Here is a 22488-nt window from a genome sequence, read left to right as displayed (position 1 = left end):
TCTCCCCATGCGAGAGTAGGGAACTGCCAGGCATCAAATAAAGTGAAGAAGCCCATCCTGACGGATGGGCTTTTTTGCGTATGTGCGGGGTAAAACCGCCGGGCTGAACGTATTGTGCAGGCCTGATAAGCGCAGCGCATCAGGCAGATCACGACACCGCAGTTATCTTCTGGCCCATTGCGTAACAAAATCAGCTACTTGCTGTATGTTGTTGATATCTAACAATGGAACATCCACCGCCAGCGGAACGTCACTGGCAACCGCTATAACATAGTCGTCCATCACCAATTCCTCAGGACTATGCCCGCAGCCTTCGCGGAAAAGTAGGATCTTAGCGACAGGTTCATGCTTGAATCCCTCAACCAACACCATATCCAACGTTGAAGCGTCCATCCGGCTTACCAGATACGCTAAATCCAGTTCGGGCTCTTCCGGTGTTTCTACCATTAATGCCCAACGTTGCTGGCTGGCGACCAGAGTTTGTGCTGCACCAGCTTTGCGTAACTCATAGCTATCTTTACCGGGCTTGTCGACATCCATCTTGTGATGAGTATGCTTAATCAATCCGGGACGTATACCTCTGGCACGTAGTTCCGGGATCAACTTTTTGAGCAGCGTGGTTTTTCCCGTGCCGCTCCATGCCGCAATGGCGAGTAATGGGATCATGATTTTTCCTGCCATTTTGCGAGCTCTTCGGGGGTGTTCACGTTTACGAACGCATCTTTATGATCGCTGAAATCGACAGCATGACCGCCTGCCAAACGCATAAAGACCATAACGCGTCGTTCACCGGACTGAAGATAATCCTGCAGTAAAGGCTGCATAGAGCGGTGCATCAGCGCAATGGTTGGGTGATCTCTTTCGCCATCATGCACCCAGACAACCGGTGCTGCTTTACGCTGCTCTTTTAAACGAGCGACCAGATCGTGAGGAATATAGGGCATATCGCACGGGCAGAACAAAAACCATTCTCCCGTTTGCTGCAGGAATACCGATAGCATCCCGGCCAGTGGGCCAGGGAAATCGGCCAATGAATCGGGAATAACTTTCAGGCCGCTTTGCTGGTATATATCCCTATGGCGATTGGCATTAACCACCACGGTTTCGACCTGCAAAGCGAGAATGTCGGCCACATGTCGCCAAAGAGGTTTACCGCCCAGCTCAAGCAGACCTTTATCGGTTCCGCCCATCCGTCTGGCCTTACCGCCAGCCAGCACAACCCCTGTTATTGCACTATCCAGAATCACTGATATCGCCTCTTTTAATGTGGGATTGACCCTGCTAACGTATCTGTATTGAGCCTAAGGAGCACAACCATGAAATGTAAACGTCTGAATGAAGTTATTGAACTCCTCCAGCCTGCCTGGCAGAAGGAACCCGATCTTAACCTGATGCAATTTTTACAGAAACTGGCGCAAGAGTCAGGTTTTGACGGCGAACTGGCGGATTTAACTGATGACATTCTGATCTATCACCTGAAAATGCGTGACTCGGCGAAAGATGCGGTCATTCCAGGTATTCAGAAAGATTATGAAGAAGATTTTAAAACTGCACTACTCCGCGCACGTGGCGTAATTAAAGAGTAAAAGCTTGTAATCGCCGCCACCGAAAGCGCTGCGAAATGATATCCTGAATCATTCGTAGTATTTTCCGGATGATGGGATGAACGACAACGCTTTTAATTTCCAGACGCTACACCCGGATACCATCATGGATGCACTGTTTGAGCAGGGGATCCGGGTGGACTCCGGGCTTACCCCGCTTAACAGCTATGAAAACCGTGTCTATCAATTCCAGGACGAAGACCGTCGACGCTTTGTCGTTAAGTTTTATCGCCCTGAACGTTGGTCTGTCGATCAGATCCAGGAAGAGCACCAGTTTGCTCTGGAACTGGTAAACGATGAAGTCCCGGTAGCTGCTCCGCTGGAATTCAGCGGTCAAACGCTATTAAGCCATCAGGGTTTCCATTATGCGATCTTTCCCAGCGTCGGTGGACGTCAGTTTGAAGCCGACAACATCGATCAGATGGAGGCGGTGGGGCGCTATCTCGGGCGTATGCACCAAACCGGATGCAAGCGTACTTTTGCCTTCCGCCCAACGATCGGCCTTGAAGAATACCTGACTGAGCCGCGTAAAGTTTTTGAACACGCACAGCTAATCCCATCAGGGCAAAAAGCGGCCTTCCTGAAGGCAACGGATACGCTTATCGCGATCGTTACTGAACGCTGGCATACGCGTTTAACCACGTTACGCCTGCACGGTGATTGTCATGCCGGTAATATTCTGTGGCGCGATGGCCCGATGTTTGTCGATTTAGATGATGCCCGCAACGGTCCAGCTATTCAGGATTTATGGATGCTCCTCAATGGCGATAAAGCTGAACAACGTATGCAGCTTGAAACCATTATCGAGGCTTATGAAGAGTTTAGTGAGTTCGACATCTCTGAAATCGGACTGATAGAACCTTTACGCGCTATGCGTTTAGTTTATTATCTTGCCTGGCTAATTCGACGTTGGGCTGACCCTGCATTTCCAAAAAACTTCCCGTGGTTAACCGGGGAAGATTACTGGCATCGTCAGACCGCGACCTTTATTGAGCAGGCAAAAATTCTGCAAGAGCCCCCCTTACAATTAACGCCAATGTATTAATCGGAGAAACTTGAACATGAAAAAAATATGGCTGGCGCTGGCTGGTATGGTCTTAGCTTTTAGCGCATCTGCAGCGCAGTTCCAGGATGGCAAACAATACATCACTCTGGAAAAGCCAGTTGCGGGTGAACCGCAAGTGTTGGAGTTCTTCTCCTTCTACTGCCCGCACTGCTACCAGTTTGAAGAAGTGCTTCACGTATCTGATAATGTGAAGAAAAAGCTGCCGGAAGGCACCAAGATGACCAAATACCACGTCGAGTTTCTCGGGCCTTTGGGTAAAGATCTGACGCAGGCATGGGCGGTTGCAATGGCGCTGGGTGTTGAAGATCAGGTCACCGTTCCGCTGTTTGAAGGCGTTCAGAAAACCCAGACCGTTCAGTCTGTTGCTGATATCCGTAAAGTGTTTGTCGACGCAGGTATTAAAGGCGAAGACTATGATGCGGCATGGAACAGCTTCGTGGTGAAATCACTCGTGGCACAGCAGGAAAAAGCGGCAGCTGATTTACAGCTGCAGGGCGTTCCGGCGATGTTCGTGAATGGCAAATATCAGGTCAACCCGCAGGGCATGGATACCAGCAGCATGGATATCTTCGTACAACAGTATGCGGATACCGTGAAGTACCTGGTTGGTCAGAAATAAAAGCAAAAGCCGGTCACTGACCGGCTTTTTTATTTGAGGCTTTAATCGCGTCGAGCTGCGCGTCTTTCTCACTCCATAGCGTATTTAGCCAGAGCTGAAACCGACGCTTGAATCCCTTATCGTTCACGTAATCACCGTGCAACTCTTCATGAATTGGCTCCAGATTCACCCGCACGACAATCCGCGTTAACTTACCGCTCAGCATATCGTAGAACGGTCGACTGCTGTTTTCCGGATAGCACAACGTGACGTTCAACATTTTATCGAACTGTGAACCCAGTACATTCAATGCCATTGCAATACCGGCCGCCTTAGGAGGGAGCAGGTTTTGATAGGGCGAGCGGGTTTGCTCACGTTTATCTTTGGTAAAGCGCGAACCTTCGACAAAATTCACAATGGTTGTCGGGTGTACGCGAAATTTCTCGCAGGAACGACGCGTTGTTTCGACATCTTTACCACGGCGTTCCGGATGGCGAAGCAGATAGCCACGTGAATAGCGTTTCATAAACGGCATATCCAGCGCCCAGCAGGCCAGGCCAATAAAGGGTACCCAGGCCAACTGCTGCTTGAGAAAATATTTATTCATCGGGATGTGCTTACGGAACAGAACGCAAAGCACAACGATATCGGCCCAGCTGTAATGATTACAAATGAGCAGATACCAGTTTTTCTTGCTAAGACCTTCCAGTCCTTCAACATCCCACTTTAGCCGTGGATTAAGGTGCAGCAGTAGCGCCAGACCTTCACACCAGCAGTACATCATGAAATTACAGAAGACAGAAACCTTGCGCCAGACGACAGGAATAGGCAAAAGGAGTTTCACAACCCCGGCAAGGATGATCGGCACAGAACAAAAAATCGTGACCAATATGGTCAATACGATACTCAGCAACAGCGTTATCGCAGCGAGTATTCTCGTCATAATTAAATTATTCAAAAGGTTAGCCATAGACAGTGCGCGAAAGAGGCGCAAGGGGCTGATTTTATCAGAAAACGAACCAAATGATGGATCTTCCCTCAATAGAAAAAAGAGGAATATCTATCCACATCAGGATATAAGCTGTAAAAATGGAATAAAATGCTGTGTATTTATTTAATTTATTGAAATACATATAAAAATATTATGGGGCAGTAATTGCCTTGTTATATTTAAAGAGCTGTAAATTATTTATTCACAAAGTTATCCACAGATGTCTTTGCGAGCAAAGCAGAAGATCTACAAAAGTTTTTCGACAAATGCGGCGAAAAACTCATGTTTTCATCCTGTCTGTGGCATCCTTTACCCATAATCTGATAAACAGGCACGGACATTATGGTTCAGATCCCAGAAAACCCACTTATCCTTGTAGATGGCTCATCTTACCTGTATCGCGCATACCACGCGTTCCCACCGCTGACTAACAGTGCAGGAGAACCTACGGGTGCGATGTACGGTGTCCTCAACATGCTGCGTAGCTTGATTTTGCAATATCAGCCGACCCACGCGGCGGTGGTATTCGACGCCAAGGGTAAAACCTTCCGTGATGAGTTATTCGAACACTATAAGTCGCACCGCCCACCCATGCCGGACGATCTGCGTGCGCAGATTGAACCTCTGCATGCGATGGTAAAAGCGATGGGGCTGCCACTGTTGGCGGTTTCTGGCGTGGAGGCGGATGATGTCATCGGTACGCTGGCGCGGGAAGCAGAGAAGGTGGGTCGTCCGGTGCTGATTAGCACTGGTGATAAAGATATGGCTCAGTTGGTGACGCCGAATATCACCCTTATCAACACCATGACCAATACGATCCTCGGCCCGGATGAGGTGGTAAATAAATACGGTGTCCCGCCGGAACTGATCATCGATTTCCTGGCGCTGATGGGGGATTCCTCAGATAACATCCCTGGCGTTCCAGGCGTAGGTGAAAAAACTGCGCAGGCTCTGCTGCAGGGGCTGGGTGGGCTGGATACTCTCTATGCTGAATCAGACAAAATTGCAGGGCTGACATTCCGTGGTGCGAAAACCATGGCGGGCAAACTTGAGCAGAATAAAGAGGTGGCGTACCTCTCTTATCAATTGGCTACTATCAAAACGGATGTTGAGCTGGAGTTGACCTGCGAGCAGCTGGAAGTCCGTCAACCGGCAGCGGAAGAACTGCTTGGCCTGTTTAAACAGTATGAATTCAAACGTTGGGTTACTGACGTTGAAGCGGGTAAATGGCTACAGGCGAAAGGGACGAAGCCGGCGGCAAAACCGCAAGAAACTATTGTCGTCGATGAAACGCCTGAGGAGCCGGCTACGGTTCTTTCGTATGATAACTATGTGACGATTCTGGACGAAGCGACGCTGGAAGAGTGGATCGCGAAGCTGAAAAAAGCACCTGTCTTTGCTTTCGATACGGAAACTGACAGCCTGGACAATATTTCCGCGAATCTGGTTGGCCTGTCTTTTGCCATTGAACCGGGTGTGGCGGCATATGTTCCTGTTGCCCACGATTACCTGGATGCCCCCGATCAAATAGCTCGCGATCGCGCGCTGGAGCTGCTGAAGCCGCTGCTTGAAGATGAGAATGCGCATAAAGTCGGGCAGAACCTGAAGTACGATCGCGGTATCCTGGCGAACTATGGCATCGAGCTGCGCGGCATCACCTTTGACACCATGCTTGAATCCTACATTCTTAACAGCGTCGCTGGCCGACACGATATGGACAGCCTGTCGGACCGCTGGCTTAAACATAAAACCATCACCTTTGAAGAGATCGCTGGAAAAGGCAAAAACCAGCTGACTTTTAACCAGATAGCATTGGAAGAAGCCGGGCGTTACGCTGCGGAAGACGCCGACGTTACGCTACAGCTGCATCTGAAAATGTGGCCAGAATTACAGCAGCATAAAGGGCCACTGAACGTCTTTGAAAATATCGATATGCCGCTGGTGCCAGTTTTGTCTCGTGTTGAGCGCAACGGTGTGAAAATCGATCCGGCTGTTCTGCACAAGCATTCAGAAGAACTGACGCTGCGTTTGAACGAGCTGGAGCAAAAAGCGCACGAGATCGCCGGAGAAGCGTTTAACCTGTCTTCCACCAAGCAACTGCAAACCATCCTGTTTGAAAAGCAGGGTATTAAGCCGCTGAAGAAAACGCCGGGCGGCGCACCATCAACGTCGGAAGAGGTGCTGGAAGAGTTAGCGCTGGATTATCCGTTGCCGAAAGTTATCCTGGAATATCGTGGGTTAGCCAAACTGAAGTCGACCTATACGGATAAGCTTCCGTTGATGATTAACAAGAAGACCGGGCGCGTGCACACTTCCTATCATCAGGCAGTTACCGCAACGGGTCGCTTGTCTTCAACGGATCCGAACCTGCAAAACATCCCGGTACGTAATGACGAAGGTCGTCGTATTCGTCAGGCGTTCATTGCGCCAGAAGATTACGTGATTGTCTCTGCGGACTACTCACAGATTGAACTGCGTATCATGGCGCACCTTTCACGTGATAAAGGTCTGCTTACCGCGTTTGCCGAAGGGAAAGATATTCACCGCGCAACGGCGGCAGAAGTCTTTGGTTTACCGCTTGATTCTGTGACCAGCGAGCAACGCCGCAGCGCGAAAGCCATCAACTTCGGTTTGATCTACGGGATGAGCGCTTTTGGTCTGGCGCGCCAGTTGAATATTCCGCGTAAAGAAGCACAGAAGTACATGGATCTCTACTTCGAACGCTACCCAGGCGTGTTGGAATATATGGAACGCACCCGCGCGCAGGCGAAAGAGCAGGGTTATGTAGAAACGCTGGAAGGTCGCCGTCTCTATTTACCGGATATTAAATCCAGTAATGGTGCTCGTCGTGCAGGTGCAGAACGCGCGGCAATTAACGCCCCGATGCAGGGTACTGCCGCAGACATTATCAAACGAGCGATGATTGCGGTGGACAGATGGCTGCAAACCGAGCAACCGCGTGTGCGTATGATCATGCAGGTACACGATGAACTGGTGTTTGAAGTGCATAAAGATGACCTCGAAAGCGTCTCTAAAAAGATCCACCAACTGATGGAAAACGAGACCCAGATTGACGTGCCGTTGCTGGTGGAAGTCGGTAGTGGCGAAAACTGGGATCAGGCGCACTAAGGGTTTACTGAATAACGGCTCTTTTTCGTAACTAAGCAACATAAGAGAGAACTTTTTGTGATGTCCATTAGAATTCCCTATGTAAGGAATGAAAAAAAATTACAAAAAGTGCTTTCTGAGCTGCTCAAAAAAGAGTAAAGTTATTCTCGTAGGGTACAGAGGTAAGATGTTCTATCTTTCAGACCTTTTACTTCACGTAATCGGATTTGGCTGAATATTTTAGCCGCCCCAGTCAGTAATGACTGGGGCGTTTTTTATTGTGCGAAAGAAAAGTTTTGTACATGCTGTAGGCCGGATAAGACGCGTAGCGGCGCCATCCGGCAATACGGTGGGTTATTCCCCGTCCTGCATCTCTTCAACCGGTGCCAGTTCACTAAACCAGCTATCCAGTTTTTGCCGCAGTTTGTCCACACCCAGCTTTTTCAGCGATGAGAATGCTTCTACCTGCACATCACCGTTAAATGCCAGTACGGCTTCACGTACCATATTCAACTGCGCTTTGCGTGCACCGCTGGCCAGCTTATCTGCTTTAGTCAGCAGTACCAGAACCTGAACGTTGCTCTCAACCGCCCACATGATCATCTGTTGATCGAGATCTTTTAACGGATGACGAATATCCATCAGTACCACCAGACCTTGCAGGCTCTGACGTTTTTCCAGATATTCAGCCAGCGCGCGCTGCCATTTGCGCTTCATCTCTTCTGGAACTTCGGCATAACCGTATCCTGGCAAATCGACCAGGCGTTTGCCGTCAACGACTTCAAACAGGTTGATGAGCTGAGTACGACCTGGCGTTTTAGATGTACGCGCCAGACCCTTTTGATTCGTCAGGGTATTTAGCGCACTGGATTTGCCTGCGTTGGAACGGCCAGCAAAAGCCACTTCTATACCCGTGTCGGAAGGTAAGTGGCGAATATCAGGCGCACTCATCACAAAGTGCGTCTGTTGATAATTCAAGTTAGTCAAAGCAGTCCTCTCCATCAATCAGGGCTTTGCAGCGATTATACCTGAACCCCAGCAAAAGGCTGGTTTTTCGACGAGTGGGCAGTGTGAGTAAAAACCACGCGCTTTGTGAGACATTGCCGACAGTTTCTATACGAGATGACAGAGTAAAAAATGACAGAACTAAAATAAATCATAGAGTTACATTTGGGCGCTATTCTTAAAATCAGAAATTGTTACCCAGGTTACTTGTACGTTTAAACCAAAACGGTAAAGTAGCGTCCATAGCGAGGAAGCTGACAGGATAGACGACTCAGGATGAGGGTCAGGAGCGCCAGGAGGCGAAGACACAGGATTGTCAGGAAGACAAACGTCCGGAGACGTTAGTAAAAGGAAATGGAAACAACACGGAATGTTAGAGGCTAAGGGAAAAACAGGGTGTGTTGATAGCCAACAGGGATTGTAGAGCCCGTAAGGGTTGAGAGTCAGGAAAAAAGGCGACAGATTACTCTGTCGCCTTTTTTCTTTATTTCTGCTAGATTCCGGCGCAATTATATACTGAATAAAACAGCCAAAGACGAATCATGATGAAACCAACTTCTACACCACGCGGTAAAGGTCCTGCAAAAGCGCGTCGTAAAACACGCGAAGAAATTAACCAGGAAGCTCGCGACCGTAAGCGCCAGAAAAAACACCGTGGTCATGCGGCAGGTAGCCGTGCGTCCGGTAGCGAAGGCGCATCTGGTGGCGGAAACCAAAATAAGCAAAAAGATCCTCGTATTGGCAGCAAAACCCCCATTCCATTGGGCGTGACCGAAAAAGTCACCAAACAGCACAAACCGAAGAGTGAGAAACCTATGCTTTCACCACAGGCTGAGTTGGATTTACTGGAAACGGATGAGCGCCTGGATGCGCTGCTGGAGCGTCTTGAAGCAGGAGAGACCCTGAGCGCGGAAGATCAGTCCTGGGTTGATGCTAAGCTGGACCGCATTGATGAGCTGATGCAAAAGCTGGGTCTTTCTTACGATGACGAGGAAGAAGAGGAAGAAGAAGAAAAGCAGGAAGACATGATGCGCCTGCTGAAAGGCGGCAACTAACGGTTTTACACCGTGGGTCTTCCCGTCCTGCTTATAACCCTTCCGGTTATATGTTATCTGGTGTGGTTATTCGTTAAACTACAGCGGTTGTCGCGGCGACAGAAGTGGCTGCGCAACCGACTTATCACCCGTACTGGGGTTAAGTCGGTACGCCGTACCCGCCAGAGACGCCATCGGAAGGAGTGAGCATGTCAGAGCAGTTAATAGACTGGGACCTGGCCCTGATCCAGAAATATAACTATTCCGGGCCACGATATACCTCGTACCCGACCGCGCTGGAGTTTTCTGAAGACTACGGCACTGAAGCATTTCTAAAGGCCGTGGCGCGTTATCCTGAGCGTCCTCTCTCGCTGTACGTTCACATCCCGTTCTGCCACAAGCTGTGTTATTTCTGCGGCTGTAACAAGGTCGTGACTCGCCAGCAGCATAAAGCCGATCAATACCTCGATGTCTTAGAACAAGAAATTATTCATCGCGCACCGCTGTTTGCCGGACGTCATGTCAGTCAGTTGCACTGGGGCGGCGGCACGCCAACGTATCTGAATAAAGCGCAAATCAGCCGTTTGATGTCGCTGCTGCGTGGCAACTTTAACTTTAACGACGACGCCGAAATCTCGATCGAAGTGGATCCGCGTGAAATTGAGCTGGATGTGCTCGATCATTTACGCGCTGAAGGTTTTAACCGCCTGAGCATGGGGGTGCAGGACTTCAATAAAGAAGTTCAGCGCCTGGTGAACCGTGAGCAGGATGAGGAGTTTATCTTTGCGCTGCTGAATCATGCGCGTGAGATTGGCTTTACCTCAACGAATATCGATCTGATTTATGGTTTGCCAAAACAGACGCCGGAAAGTTTCGCCTTTACCCTGAAACGCGTTGCTGAGCTGAATCCAGACCGACTGAGCGTCTTCAACTACGCGCACCTGCCGACGCTGTTTGCCGCTCAGCGCAAGATTAAAGACGCCGACCTGCCCAGCGCGCAGCAGAAGCTGGATATCCTGCAGGAAACCATTTCTTCACTGACCGAAACCGGTTATCAGTTCATTGGTATGGATCACTTTGCTCGGCCGGATGATGAGCTGGCGATTGCTCAACGCAAGGGTGTGCTGCATCGTAATTTCCAGGGTTATACCACCCAGGGTGATACCGATCTGCTGGGAATGGGCGTGTCAGCCATTAGTATGATTGGTGACAACTACGCGCAGAACCAGAAAGAGCTGAAGCGCTATTATCAGCAGGTTGACGAGCAGGGGAACGCACTGTGGCGCGGAATTGCCCTGACCCGCGATGACTGCATTCGTCGTGATGTTATTAAGCTCCTGATCTGTAACTTCCGCCTCGACTATGCCGCTGTGGAACAGCAATGGGATCTGAACTTCGCTGACTATTTTGCCGAAGACCTGAAACTGCTGGCACCACTGGCGAAAGATGGGCTGGTGGATGTGGATGAGAAGGGGATTCAGGTTACGCCGAAGGGGCGCCTGTTGATCCGTAATATTTGCATGTGCTTTGATGCCTATCTGCGGCAGAAAGCACGCATGCAGCAGTTCTCCCGCGTCATTTAACCGGGTTGCCCGGTGGCGCTACGCTTACCGGGCCTACACGTCGCAATAATCTGTAGGCCGGATAAGCGTTAGCGCCATCCGGCGCGCCTTCAGCTGAACAGCCCAACCAGCGCCGCACACAGCACTGCGGCAACCGCAGTTTGTGGCGTATGGCTTTCGACCGCACCGCTCGACAGTAGATTAATCATTGATTCCAGCATGATGACTTCCCCCGTTTGCCGGGCACGATCATACTTAACTCATCGGAACAGTAAAGCGCAAAATAGCAGCAATTTGCGCTCAATTATCAATCTTTACACAGTGACGAATCGTCACTCCATTCCGAGTTCTTTTAACTTACGCGTCAAGGTATTACGGCCCCAGCCAAGCAGGCGTGCGGCTTCCTGTTTGTGCCCCTGGGTATGACGTAGCGCGGTGGTCAACAGCGTGCGCTCCATTTCAGGTTGAGCCTCAGAAAGCAGGTTTTGATGACCGGAACGCAAGGCCCGGTCTGCCCACTGTGCCAACAGGGTTGCCCAGCTGTCTGGCTGCATATGGGACGGTGCGTCAGGCACGGTGGTTTCAAACAGCTCGGCTGGTAAGTCCTGAATCAGTACTTCCTGGCCGGCGGCCATGACGGTTAACCAGCGGCAGGTGTTCTCAAGCTGACGCACGTTACCCGGCCAGGCCAGACGGGTCAGCGCCGCCTCGGTCTCCGGGTGTAATTGTTTGGCTTCAACCCCCAGTTCGTGCGCGGCCTCCTGCAGGAAATGGCGCGCCAGACGTGGGATATCTTCCCGACGTTCACGCAGCGGCGGCAAATGCACGCGGATGACGTTCAGACGATGGAATAAGTCTTCGCGGAATTTGCCTTCCTGTACGCGTAGTTCCAGATTCTGGTGCGTGGCGGCGATAATACGTACGTCCACCTTCACGGGCGCATAGCCGCCAACGCGGTAAAACTGTCCATCGGCTAATACGCGCAATAAACGCGTTTGCACGTCCAGCGGCATATCGCCAATTTCATCGAGGAACAGCGTACCGCCGTCAGCCTGTTCAAAGCGCCCCTGACGAATGGTATTCGCCCCGGTAAACGCGCCTTTCTCGTGACCAAACAGCTCAGATTCGATCAAATCTTTTGGGATTGCCGCCATGTTCAGGGCGATAAACGGCGCTTTGACGCGTGGGCTATGACGGTGCAGCGCATGGGCGACCAGCTCTTTACCGGTCCCGGACTCCCCGTTAATCAATACGCTGATTGACGATCGGGACAGGCGGCCAATAATGCGAAAGACGTCCTGCATTGCCGGCGCTTCGCCGATGATGTCGGTTGTGGGGCCGTTGATCTGAACATTGCGCGGCTGCTGCTGTTCCTGATAATGGCTGATGGCACGTTCGACCAGCGCCACGGCTTCATCAATATCAAAAGGTTTGGGCAGATAATCAAACGCCCCTTGCTGATAGGCGCTGACGGCAGCATCCAGATCGGAGTGCGCGGTCATTATGATGACCGGAAGCATCGGATGCCGCTGTTTAATCTGTTTTAACAGCGTCAGACCGTCCATGCCCGGCATGCGAATATCCGACAACAGTACGTCAGGCGTTTTGCTGGCCAGCGCGTCCAGCACCTCTTTACCACTTTCAAATGTGGTACAGCTTAGCCCTGCCCCTGCGAGCGCACGTTCAAGCACCCAACGGATGGAACTATCGTCATCAACGACCCAGACTATTCCTCGTTGCATAAACGTCACCTTATTTCCTGATAGGCAGGTAAACCGAGAACTCGGTATGACCCGGCCAACTGGTAAATTCAATTTTGCCGGAATGTTGATCAATTAAATTGCGGGCGATGGATAATCCAAGCCCAGTACCGCCTTCGCGACCGCTGACCATTGGGTAGAACAGCGTGTCCTGCAAATGCGAGGGAATACCCGGACCGTTGTCCTCAACATCAATCCGTGCCGCCAGGCGATAACGTACGCCGTGCAGCGTGAGCTGAAACGCGGTGCGGGTACGTAGAATGATCTCACCGCCTTCCGCTCCCAGCGCCTGCAAAGCATTGCGCACGATGTTTAATAGAACCTGCTCGATCTGGTCCGGATCGTGCAGTAGTTCGGGCAGACTCGGGTCGTAATCACGAATCAGCGTGACGTTTTCCGGGAGCTCCATTGAGACCAGCGCCACCACGCGCTCCGCCACCTTGTGAATACTTTCCGTGACATGCATGCCAGGCTGTTGTGGTCCCAGCAGACGGTCGACCAGATTACGCAGGCGGTCGGCCTGCTCAATAATGACTTTGGTATATTCGGTCAGCGCCGGGTCCGGAAGCGCTTTGCTGAGTAGCTGCGCTGCGCCGCGTAATCCACCTAAAGGGTTCTTGATTTCGTGCGCCAGACCGCGCACCAGATCGCGGGCGGCAATCTGCTGGGCGTGCTGAAGCTGCTCCTGACTCAGACGGCGCTGGTTATCCATTGGCGCCATCTCCAGCAGGATAAGGCCATCAGGCAGCCTCTGAGCGGTCACTGAGAGGATATGTGAGTGGCTGTCTATCACCAGCGTCACTTCGTTATCCGTAAAGCCCTGGCCTGCTTCCAGGCTCTCCCGCATCAGTCCGATGTTTAAGGAGAAATAACTCAACAGATCGGGAAGCGGTGTACCAAACAGTTTGCGGGAGCTTTGGGCGAGCAGCTGTTGTGCCGCCGGGTTGGCGTAATGTACCGCCAGCTCATCGTCGACGAGTAAGATGCTGTTGATTAAAGAATTGAGGATCTGCCCAGCATCGGGCAGCGTGCCGGTTGCCATTCAGCAGTCTCCTGAAAAGTGTTGCACCAATTTAGTGCATTATAGCTTTTTACATCAAAAAAGCGCGAGAAAGCAGGTTGTTAGTGGAGAAAAAAGCCCATCCTGGGATGGGCTACAGATGACTGGCAAACGCAGATGCCGGATGGCGGCTTTGCTTTATCCGGCCTACAAGGTGATGTTACCGGTAGGCCTGATAAGCTTGCGCCATCAGGCGTCTTATCATTCGCCATCGATCTCAAGCCTGCCTGAGCAGGCTAAAATTTCCACGGCAACTCAAACGATTAAACGCTGTAGTACAGCTCAAACTCTACCGGGTGCGGAGTCATACGCACACGGTCATCTTCTTCGCGACGCAGCGTAATATACGCATCGATCGCTTCATTGGTGAACACGCCGCCTGCAGTCAGGAACTCACGGTCCAGATCCAGTTCTTTCAGTGCTTCTTCCAGAGAACCAGCAACCTGTGGGATCTCTTTCGCTTCTTCCGGCGGCAGGTCGTACAGGTTTTTGTCCATGGCTTCGCCCGGGTGGATCTTGTTCTTGATACCGTCAAGACCAGCCATCAGCAGTGCTGCGAAGCACAGGTACGGGTTAGCAGCCGGGTCCGGGAAACGCACTTCAATACGACGCGCTTTCGGAGAAGCAACAACCGGAATACGGATAGAAGCAGAACGGTTACGGGCAGAGTAAGCCAGCATTACCGGCGCTTCGTAGCCTGGGACCAGACGCTTATAGGAGTTGGTGGTCGGGTTAGCCAGGGCGTTGATCGCTTTAGCGTGCTTGATTACACCGCCGATGTAGAACAGCGCCTGCTCAGACAGACCCGCATATTTGTCGCCAGAGAACAGGTTTACGCCGTTCTTGGACAGGGACATGTGGCAGTGCATACCGGAACCGTTATCACCGAACATCGGTTTTGGCATAAAGGTCGCGGTTTTACCGAAACGGTGCGCAACGTTGTGCACGACGTATTTGTAGATCTGAATTTCGTCCGCTTTTTTGGTCATGGTGTTAAAGCGGGTCGCGATTTCGTTCTGGCCAGCGGTCGCCACTTCGTGGTGATGCGCTTCAACAACCAGGCCCATCTCTTCCATGATCAGACACATGGTAGAACGGATGTCCTGAGAAGAATCTACCGGAGGAACCGGGAAGTAACCGCCTTTCACACCAGGACGGTGACCTTTGTTACCACCTTCGTATTTGGTGGAGGAGTTCCATGCGCCTTCGATGTCATCGATTGCCACGTGGGAACCGGAAATAGACGCGCCGAAACGGATGTCGTCAAACAGGAAGAATTCTGGCTCTGGCCCGAACAGAACGGTGTCTGCGATGCCGGTAGAACGCAGATACTCTTCAGCGCGTTTTGCGATGGAGCGCGGGTCGCGGTCATAGCCCTGCAGCGTACCCGGTTCCAGGATATCGCAACGGATGATCAGGGTAGACTCTTCATAGAACGGGTCGATGAGTGCAGTAGACGCATCTGGCATCAGAACCATGTCTGATTCGTTAATGCCTTTCCAGCCACCGATTGAGGAGCCGTCAAACATTTTGCCTTCTTCAAAGAATTCGGCATTTACCTGATGAGCAGGAATAGTGACGTGCTGTTCTTTACCTTTGGTATCAGTGAAGCGCAAATCAACAAACTTCACTTCGTGTTCGTTCAGCATCGTCAAAACGTGTTCAGCGGACATACTTACTCTCCCGGATTGGTCATGGTCGTCGTGGTAACGAAGTCTTCAATTCTGCAAAAAATTGGCCGTGTCGCCGTAAAAAATATAAAGCGAAATCTGTGCCAACTTTTAAATTGCCCCTAAAAGGCGTTATCATGCGCACTATCGTGCAAAGGGGCTGCACCATGAAGGTTGTATTGCACCATTATAGTGCTTTAATGTGAACATTAAGCACCATATTGGTGCAAAGCATGTCAGATTACCCCTTTTAACGCTCCGTGAATGTGATCACAAAGAAACTCTGCAATACTTGTTTGCGGAGGATGTTTGTGATCCTGTTTTGTACTGCGATTAATCCGTGTACAATAACGCGCTATTTCTAAAATGCCTGAGGCAAAGTTGTGATCGAAAATTTGCGTAACATCGCCATCATCGCGCACGTAGACCATGGTAAAACGACCCTGGTAGACAAGCTGCTCCAACAATCCGGTACGTTCGATGCACGTGCTGAAACCCAAGAGCGCGTGATGGACTCCAACGATTTGGAGAAAGAGCGTGGGATTACCATCCTCGCTAAAAACACCGCTATCAAATGGAATGACTACCGCATCAACATCGTTGATACCCCGGGGCACGCCGACTTCGGTGGTGAAGTTGAACGTGTAATGTCCATGGTCGACTCCGTGCTGCTGGTGGTGGATGCAATGGATGGTCCGATGCCGCAGACGCGCTTCGTGACCAAAAAAGCCTTTGCCCATGGCCTTAAGCCAATTGTTGTTATCAACAAAGTTGACCGTCCTGGCGCGCGTCCTGACTGGGTTGTTGATCAGGTATTCGACCTGTTCGTTAACCTCGACGCTACCGACGAACAGCTGGACTTCCCGATCGTTTACGCTTCCGCGCTGAACGGTATCGCAGGTCTGGATCACGAAGATATGGCTGAAGACATGACTCCGCTGTATCAGACTATCGTTGATCGTGTACCGGCTCCGAACGTAGATCTTGATGGCCCGCTGCAGATGCAAATCTCTCAGCTGGACTACAACAACTACGTTGGCGTAATCGGTATCGGCCGCATTAAACGCGGTAAAGTTAAACCGAACCAGCAGATCACTATCATTGATAGCGAAGGCAAAACCCGTAACGGTAAAGTCGGTAAAGTTCTGACTCATCTGGGTCTGGAACGTATCGAGAGCGATATTGCCGAAGCCGGCGATATCATCGCGATCACCGGTCTGGGCGAACTGAACATCTCCGACACCATCTGCGATCCGCAGAACGTCGAAGCGCTGCCGGCTCTGTCCGTTGATGAACCGACCGTAACCATGTTCTTCTGCGTAAACACCTCTCCGTTCTGTGGTAAAGAAGGTAAATATGTTACCTCTCGTCAGATCCTTGACCGCCTGAACAAAGAGCTGGTGCACAACGTTGCGCTGCGCGTTGAAGAAACCGAAGATGCGGATGCGTTCCGCGTATCCGGTCGTGGTGAGCTGCACCTGTCTGTTCTGATTGAAAACATGCGTCGTGAAGGTTTCGAAATGGCGGTTTCCCGTCCGAAAGTTATCTTCCGCGAAATCGATGGCCGTAAACAAGAGCCGTTCGAAAACGTAACGTTGGACGTCGAAGAGCAGCATCAGGGTTCTGTCATGCAGGCTCTGGGTGAGCGTAAAGGCGACCTGAAAAACATGAATCCAGATGGCAAAGGCCGCGTACGTCTTGACTACGTGATCCCAAGCCGTGGTCTGATCGGCTTCCGTTCAGAATTCATGACCATGACTTCCGGTACCGGTCTGCTGTACTCCACATTCAGCCACTACGACGATGTTCGTGCGGGTGATGTGGGTCAGCGTCAGAACGGCGTACTGATCTCTAACGGCCAGGGCAAAGCAGTTGCGTTCGCACTGTTCAGCCTGCAGGACCGCGGTAAGCTGTTCCTGGGTCACGGTGCTGAAGTTTACGAAGGCCAGATCATCGGTATTCACAGCCGCTCTAACGACCTGACTGTAAACTGCCTGACCGGTAAGAAACTGACCAACATGCATGCGTCCGGTACTGACGAAGCAACGGTTCTGGTTCCGCCGGTTAAGATGACTCTGGAGCAGGCTCTGGAATTCATCGATGACGACGAACTGGTAGAAGTTACTCCAACCTCTATCCGTATTCGTAAGCGTCACCTGACTGAAAACGATCGTCGCCGTGCAATGCGTGGCGCGAAAGAAGAGTAATTAACGCTCTTTCTCAGGTAAGCATAAAAAAGCCGCTGATTATCAGCGGCTTTTTTTATCTAAAAGATCAGGTCGTTTCCTGTTCTGCAATGACTAGCTCAATATTTTCTAAATCAAGCAATTGCTTGAATGAATTTGGTGGTTGGGAATCGGTAAAAAATGCCCGAATTTTACGCATATTACCGATGGATACAGCGGCTGAGGCAGTAAACTTAGTATGATCAGCAACTAACAGCGTATTACGTGCATGCTTAATCATCGTTTTGGCGACAAGCGCTTCGTTAACGTCAAATTCCAATAGGGTGCCGTCTTCCTCAATGGCACCAATACTAGTAATCAAATAGTCGGCTCTGAATCCTTCAATAAAGTTCACTGCTCCTGGACCAACAATACCGCCATTATGAGCACGTAGCGTTCCACCGGGCACCATGACCTCAAGATCTTGATTCTTATATAAGATCTGTGCAACACGAAGACTGTTAGTAATGATGCGGAGATCCCGGCGGTTCAGCAAAGCTCGTGCGACGGCTTCCACCGTTGTACCAATGGTAATAAATACCGTACAGCGTTCAGGAAGATAATCAGCAACCGCTTCCGCAATCGCTTCTTTTTCCTGGGTAAGGGACAACTCTCGCTGTTCAAAGGCGGTATTCATGACGCTGGATACACGTCCGGCTCCACCATGATGTCTAGTGATCAAGCCCTGTTCGCTTAATTTACGAATATCCCGGCGCACGGTTTGCGTGGACACGTCCAGCAATTGTGCGAGCTCTTCGATATTCATATAGCCGCGTTCTGTAATGTAATGAACAAGTTGATCGTGTCGCGGATTACCGGTGACTTCAATGATGCTCATGAATACTCCTGGACTTCTTCCCCGTAATTGTTGGCTATTTTACGCATAAAGTGACAAAAATGATTCGGTTTGCGCACGATTAGGAATTCCGGCTCGTCCACCCGCCTGAGTGCATTTCATCGCCGCCACCGCACTTGCGAAGCGAATCGCCTGGTCAGTCGGCATTTGCTCTGCAAGAGCTGCTGCCATTGCACCATGGAAAACATCGCCTGCACCGGTTGTATCCACAACATTGACAGAAAATGCAGTCTGTTGACACATATGCCCATTTTCGATCCATAGTGACCCTTCGCCACCAAGCGTAACGTACACTTTACCATTGGTTTGCTCAGCGGCCAGTTTAAGTGCCTGTTGTGCATCATCTTGCCCGGTCATTCTCTTCAGACCTGGAGTTGAAAAAACGGCATGATCGGCCAGCGCCACCAATGGGGTTATATCTTGTGGTGTCATATCGGCATCCAACAGCGTTGGAACTCCAGCAGCACGTGCCAGTTCGAAGGATTTCAACGTTCCTTCATGCCAACGTACATCGGCCAGAACGATGTCATAACGGGAAAAATCAATCGACTCCAGCCACCCTGCATCCATATCGAGATCTGGGCTTGGATAGTTCACGATGATGCGTTCGCCATGCTGGTCGACCAAAATTGCGGACTGGGATGAACGGGAGTTCGGGTATTGCCGGCAGAACGCCGTATTGACCCCCCAGCTCTGAAGCTCGTTAAGCAAGGTATTCCCACAACTGTCATCGCCTACACGGCCTATAAAATCAACTTCAATACCAAGCCGGGCAATGGCGACAGCTGCCGTTGCTGCCGGGCCGCCACCTGTCTCCAGATATTGATTTGACTGATATTTCCCCCCGCCATCGGGCAGGCTGTTCAGAGAATAAATACGGTCCTGAACGGTGATTCCAACACATGCAATTCTGGTCATATTTGGTTAGTCCTGTGTGATCTTGTCTTCTTTTGTTCATTTTAATGACATAAATGATCAAATTAGTGACGCGTGTCTTGTTTTTAGTCATAAATTACAAATATGCTCAAAAACAGACGAAAACGAGTTTTTAATTGTAATTATTTTGTCAACCTGAGACAGGAGAGCATTCATGACAACCGTTGCATTTTTGGGCTTGGGCCAGATGGGCAGCCCAATGGCTAATAATCTGTTGCAAAAGGGACATGCTTTGCGTGTGTTCGACGTAAACCAACAGGCAGTCAATGAATTAGTACAAAAAGGTGCGACTGCTGCTCAAACACCTGCTGAAGCCGCTAAAGGTGCCGAATTCATTATCACTATGCTGCCAAATGGCGACATCGTTCGGCAAGTTCTGCTGGGTAAAGATGGCGTAAGCGAAGGCCTGTCCCCCAAGGCATTGGTTATTGACATGTCCACGATTCATCCATTGCAGACCGATGCATTGATCCATGAGATGAAAGAGAAAGGCATCAGCATGATGGATGCCCCTGTGGGCAGGACGTCAGTTAACGCGATTGACGGCACGCTGCTGATTCTTGCTGGCGGAACGCCTGAACAGGTTGAACGTGCTCGCCCTGTGCTGATGAGTATGGGGAATGAGCTGGTGGAAGCTGGCGGTCCCGGTATGGGGATCCGCGTAAAGCTCATCAATAACTATATGAGTATTGCGCTGAACGCCTTGTCAGCGGAAGCCGCTGTTCTTTGTGAATCATTGGGTTTGAGCCTTGATGTGGCCATTAAAGTCATGAGCGGCACTGCCGCAGGCAAGGGGCACTTTACGACAACCTGGCCTGGCAAGGTACTTAAAGGAGACCTTTCTCCGGCATTCATGGTGGACCTCGCGTTGAAAGACCTGCGCATTGCCGTCGATGTCGCTAGTCAGACCGGCGCGCCGCTCAATATGGGCATTGCAGCAGAAACCTATTACACCCGTGCCAGCGAGAACGGTCGAGGCCGTCAGGACTGGAGTGCACTGTTATCTCAGGTTCGTCAGCAGGCTGGCCGACCAGATTCACTCTAAATTTTAAACAGTTACAGGAGTTATTATGTCTTCCCACAATACCCCATACACACTGAAAGATATTTCTCGCCCTGGTGGTGGATTTGCCATGCTGGCCGTTGATCAGCGTGAAGCAATGCGCCTGATGTTTGCAGCGTCTGGACACCCTAAACCGGTTGCCGACAGTGTATTGACTGATTTTAAAGTTGCAGCAACACAAATTCTGTCTCCTTACGCTTCAGCGGTTCTGGCAGATAAACAATTTTGTCTCGATCAGATTGTCTCTCAAGGTGCAGTGGCTGATTCATGTGGACTGATTGTGGCGGCTGACCATTTTGTTCCGGGTAATGGTATTCCAGTTGATAGTGTCGAAATTGACAGAGCGATTGATCCGCATAAAGCCCGCGAAATGGGTGCGAAAGCCATGAAGTTGTTGGTGCTGTGGCGTGAAGATGAACCTGCAGAAGAACGTTTGGCTATGGTGGCTGAGTTTGTTCAACGCTGCCGTAGCGCAGGGTTGGTCAGCATCATTGAACCGGTCGTCCGACCTCCTCGTCGTGGTTGGGAATTTGACCGGGAAAGCGCCATCGTTGCCGCAGCGGCTGAACTCGGTTGCACCGATGCTGACCTCTATAAAGCTGAAATGCCATTAGGCGGCAAAGGTGATGAACAGACCCTACTTGCTGCGTGTCAAAAGTTGCATGAACAAATGAAAATGCCGTGGGTCATTCTCTCTTCTGGTGTTGATGCGGATATTTTTGGCCGCGCGGTCCGTATCGCCATGAAGGGTGGAGCTTCCGGATTCCTGGCAGGGCGTGCCGTTTGGGCATCGGTTGTTGGTGCTCAAGATCCGCAAACAATGTTGCGTGATGTGTCGGTTCCACGCTTACAACGTCTGGCAGAAATCGTCGATGAGGGGATTTCTCAGCGTTAATCACCCATTTTAACGAATCTGGAGAAGAACCATGGATAAGATTACCCAAGTTCTATTTTCTGATATTGGGAAGGTGACCACCCAATATGTTGAGCTGCCGCACCAGGAACTTAAACCGCAAGAAGTCCGTATTGCTCCGGTGTTTTACGGAATATGTGGCTCTGATCTGCATGTACTGAAAGGAGGACACCCATTTGCAAAACCTCCGGTTGTGCCTGGACATGAAATTGCGGCACGCGTAACTGAAGTGGGCTGTGAAGTAACGAATGTTAAGCCGGGCGATCATGTCGTAGTCGACCCGATAATGGCCTGCATGGAGTGCCGTGCTTGTGAAGCGGGCCGCTTTAATCTGTGTGAGCCGCCACAGGTTGCAGGCTTCCGGGCACCGGGTTTTGCCCGCTCGCAGCACATTGTACCTGCACGAAATTGCCATGTTGCACCTGCTTCGTTACCACTAAAAGCACTGGCTTTCGCTGAGCCCGCAGCCTGCGCGCGTCATTGCGTGAGCCGTATGCCGAAAGCGTCATTGGAAAGTGTACTAGTGATAGGTGCAGGGACAATAGGCTTATCCATCGTTCAAGCATTGCGCATCATGGGCGCGGGAAAGATCACCGTCATCGAACCTGATGCCGCCAAGCGCGCGTTGTCGTTAAAGCTAGGTGCCACGGAAGTCTGGGCTCCGGGGGAATTGGATGCACAGGTCCGTTTTACGGGGGCAATTGATGTTGTTGCTGCCCAGACCACGCTGAATGATGCATTTACCCACGTTTATGCTGGCGGAACGGTAGTGTGCATGGGGGTACCGAGTGGCCCACGTGAAATTCCTCTTCCGATGATGCAGCGCTTCGAACGCGATTTGTTGAATTCCGGCATGTATATCCCGGAAGACTTCGATGCCGTGATTGAATGGCTTGCGGATGGGCGGTTTGACACCAGCGAACTGGTGACCGATCTCTTCCCTGTCGAAGATGCGGATAAGGCGTTTGAACGTGCGCAGCAAAATGACTCTATAAAAGTCATGCTGCAATTTGCTGAGGTTTGATGCTGTAACCCTC

The 22488-nt window shown here is 50.8% G+C and carries 21 protein-coding genes and 1 pseudogene; 12 read left to right on the top strand and 10 right to left on the bottom strand.

Annotated elements, in window-relative coordinates; translation table 11 throughout:
* Positions 1-162: 162 nt before the first annotated feature.
* Both mobB and mobA read right to left on the bottom strand, forming a co-directional pair.
* Positions 163-666, bottom strand: a complete 504-nt coding sequence (gene mobB, locus OGX66_RS00900) for a molybdopterin-guanine dinucleotide biosynthesis protein MobB (RefSeq protein ID WP_003028613.1) — start codon at positions 664-666, stop codon at positions 163-165.
* The gene (mobA, locus tag OGX66_RS00895) at positions 663-1247 is read right to left on the bottom strand and encodes a molybdenum cofactor guanylyltransferase MobA (protein ID WP_048234242.1); all 585 of its coding nucleotides are present in this window, start codon (positions 1245-1247) and stop codon (positions 663-665) included. Before mobA ends, mobB begins: the two co-directional genes overlap by 4 nt.
* A 69-nt stretch (positions 1248-1316) precedes the next feature.
* Between mobA and OGX66_RS00890 the strand changes: the two genes are divergently transcribed.
* From OGX66_RS00890 to dsbA, 3 genes are all read left to right on the top strand, one after another.
* Positions 1317-1586 (top strand): YihD family protein, encoded by a 270-nt coding sequence (locus OGX66_RS00890; protein ID WP_003028616.1) that lies wholly within the window; start codon positions 1317-1319, stop codon positions 1584-1586.
* A 76-nt stretch (positions 1587-1662) separates the two neighbouring features.
* The gene (locus tag OGX66_RS00885) at positions 1663-2649 is read left to right on the top strand and encodes a serine/threonine protein kinase (protein ID WP_088902892.1); all 987 of its coding nucleotides are present in this window, start codon (positions 1663-1665) and stop codon (positions 2647-2649) included.
* Positions 2650-2665: 16 nt separating this feature from the next.
* A complete protein-coding gene (dsbA, locus tag OGX66_RS00880; protein ID WP_003028621.1) occupies positions 2666-3289 on the top strand; it encodes a thiol:disulfide interchange protein DsbA in 624 nt (207 codons plus the stop codon).
* 13 nt (positions 3290-3302) lie between these two features.
* On the opposite strand, the gene yihG is transcribed toward dsbA, so the two are convergent.
* Entirely contained in the window at positions 3303-4238 is a 936-nt protein-coding gene (gene yihG, locus OGX66_RS00875; protein WP_003028622.1) for a 1-acylglycerol-3-phosphate O-acyltransferase, YihG family, read from the bottom strand.
* Positions 4239-4601: 363 nt separating this feature from the next.
* Here yihG and polA point away from each other — a divergent pair, with 363 nt between their 5' ends.
* On the top strand, positions 4602-7388 hold the full coding sequence (gene polA / locus OGX66_RS00870) for a DNA polymerase I (protein ID WP_003028623.1): 2787 nt from the start codon (positions 4602-4604) through the stop codon (positions 7386-7388).
* A gap of 166 nt (positions 7389-7554) precedes the next feature.
* Complete coding sequence (gene spfP, locus OGX66_RS24570) at positions 7555-7602, top strand: small protein SpfP (RefSeq protein ID WP_071892919.1); 48 nt, start codon at positions 7555-7557, stop codon at positions 7600-7602.
* Between the two features lie 119 nt (positions 7603-7721).
* Here spfP and yihA read toward each other — a convergent pair whose 3' ends face one another.
* Positions 7722-8354, bottom strand: coding sequence for a ribosome biogenesis GTP-binding protein YihA/YsxC (gene yihA / locus OGX66_RS00865; RefSeq protein WP_270936075.1), 633 nt, complete (start codon positions 8352-8354; stop codon positions 7722-7724).
* A gap of 209 nt (positions 8355-8563) precedes the next feature.
* On the opposite strand from yihA, the pseudogene OGX66_RS00860 reads away from it, so the two are divergent.
* From OGX66_RS00860 to hemN, 3 genes and pseudogenes are all read left to right on the top strand, one after another.
* Positions 8564-8749 (top strand): annotated as a pseudogene (locus OGX66_RS00860) (hypothetical protein).
* 168 nt (positions 8750-8917) lie between these two features.
* Entirely contained in the window at positions 8918-9427 is a 510-nt protein-coding gene (gene yihI / locus OGX66_RS00855; RefSeq protein ID WP_003028627.1) for a Der GTPase-activating protein YihI, read from the top strand.
* A gap of 188 nt (positions 9428-9615) precedes the next feature.
* Positions 9616-10989: an oxygen-independent coproporphyrinogen III oxidase gene (gene hemN / locus OGX66_RS00850; protein ID WP_071667077.1), complete on the top strand. Its 1374-nt coding sequence runs from the start codon at positions 9616-9618 to the stop codon at positions 10987-10989.
* A gap of 89 nt (positions 10990-11078) precedes the next feature.
* On the opposite strand, the gene OGX66_RS00845 is transcribed toward hemN, so the two are convergent.
* The 4 genes from OGX66_RS00845 to glnA form a co-directional block, all read right to left on the bottom strand.
* Positions 11079-11189 carry a YshB family small membrane protein gene (locus OGX66_RS00845; protein ID WP_003028631.1) on the bottom strand — a complete coding sequence of 37 codons (111 nt, stop codon included), beginning with the start codon at positions 11187-11189 and terminating at the stop codon, positions 11079-11081.
* A gap of 111 nt (positions 11190-11300) precedes the next feature.
* On the bottom strand, positions 11301-12710 hold the full coding sequence (gene glnG, locus OGX66_RS00840; protein ID WP_003028633.1) for a nitrogen regulation protein NR(I): 1410 nt from the start codon (positions 12708-12710) through the stop codon (positions 11301-11303).
* 10 nt (positions 12711-12720) lie between these two features.
* Complete coding sequence (glnL, locus tag OGX66_RS00835; protein ID WP_003028636.1) at positions 12721-13770, bottom strand: nitrogen regulation protein NR(II); 1050 nt, start codon at positions 13768-13770, stop codon at positions 12721-12723.
* Positions 13771-14051: 281 nt separating this feature from the next.
* Positions 14052-15461: a glutamate--ammonia ligase gene (gene glnA / locus OGX66_RS00830; RefSeq protein ID WP_003028638.1), complete on the bottom strand. Its 1410-nt coding sequence runs from the start codon at positions 15459-15461 to the stop codon at positions 14052-14054.
* Between the two features lie 380 nt (positions 15462-15841).
* Here glnA and typA point away from each other — a divergent pair, with 380 nt between their 5' ends.
* The gene (gene typA, locus OGX66_RS00825) at positions 15842-17665 is read left to right on the top strand and encodes a ribosome-dependent GTPase TypA (protein ID WP_286510743.1); all 1824 of its coding nucleotides are present in this window, start codon (positions 15842-15844) and stop codon (positions 17663-17665) included.
* Positions 17666-17732: 67 nt separating this feature from the next.
* Here typA and OGX66_RS00820 read toward each other — a convergent pair whose 3' ends face one another.
* Both OGX66_RS00820 and OGX66_RS00815 read right to left on the bottom strand, forming a co-directional pair.
* Positions 17733-18521: a DeoR/GlpR family DNA-binding transcription regulator gene (locus OGX66_RS00820; protein WP_008786989.1), complete on the bottom strand. Its 789-nt coding sequence runs from the start codon at positions 18519-18521 to the stop codon at positions 17733-17735.
* 39 nt (positions 18522-18560) lie between these two features.
* Positions 18561-19457 (bottom strand): sugar kinase, encoded by an 897-nt coding sequence (locus OGX66_RS00815; RefSeq protein ID WP_136346029.1) that lies wholly within the window; start codon positions 19455-19457, stop codon positions 18561-18563.
* A 172-nt stretch (positions 19458-19629) separates the two neighbouring features.
* Between OGX66_RS00815 and yihU the strand changes: the two genes are divergently transcribed.
* The 3 genes from yihU to OGX66_RS00800 are packed head-to-tail and all read left to right on the top strand — an operon-like array spanning position 19630 to position 22475.
* Positions 19630-20520 carry a sulfolactaldehyde 3-reductase gene (gene yihU, locus OGX66_RS00810; RefSeq protein ID WP_044714720.1) on the top strand — a complete coding sequence of 297 codons (891 nt, stop codon included), beginning with the start codon at positions 19630-19632 and terminating at the stop codon, positions 20518-20520.
* A gap of 25 nt (positions 20521-20545) precedes the next feature.
* A complete protein-coding gene (locus tag OGX66_RS00805) occupies positions 20546-21433 on the top strand; it encodes an aldolase (protein WP_008786992.1) in 888 nt (295 codons plus the stop codon).
* Between the two features lie 31 nt (positions 21434-21464).
* Positions 21465-22475, top strand: coding sequence for a zinc-dependent alcohol dehydrogenase (locus tag OGX66_RS00800; RefSeq protein WP_044714715.1), 1011 nt, complete (start codon positions 21465-21467; stop codon positions 22473-22475).
* The last annotated feature ends 13 nt before the right edge of the window (positions 22476-22488 follow it).

The organism is Citrobacter sp. Cf072 (assembly GCF_030334485.1).
Lineage (GTDB): Bacteria > Pseudomonadota > Gammaproteobacteria > Enterobacterales > Enterobacteriaceae > Citrobacter > Citrobacter freundii.
Note: the sequence above shows the minus strand (reverse complement) of the source record. Positions and strands in the feature narration are given on the sequence as shown.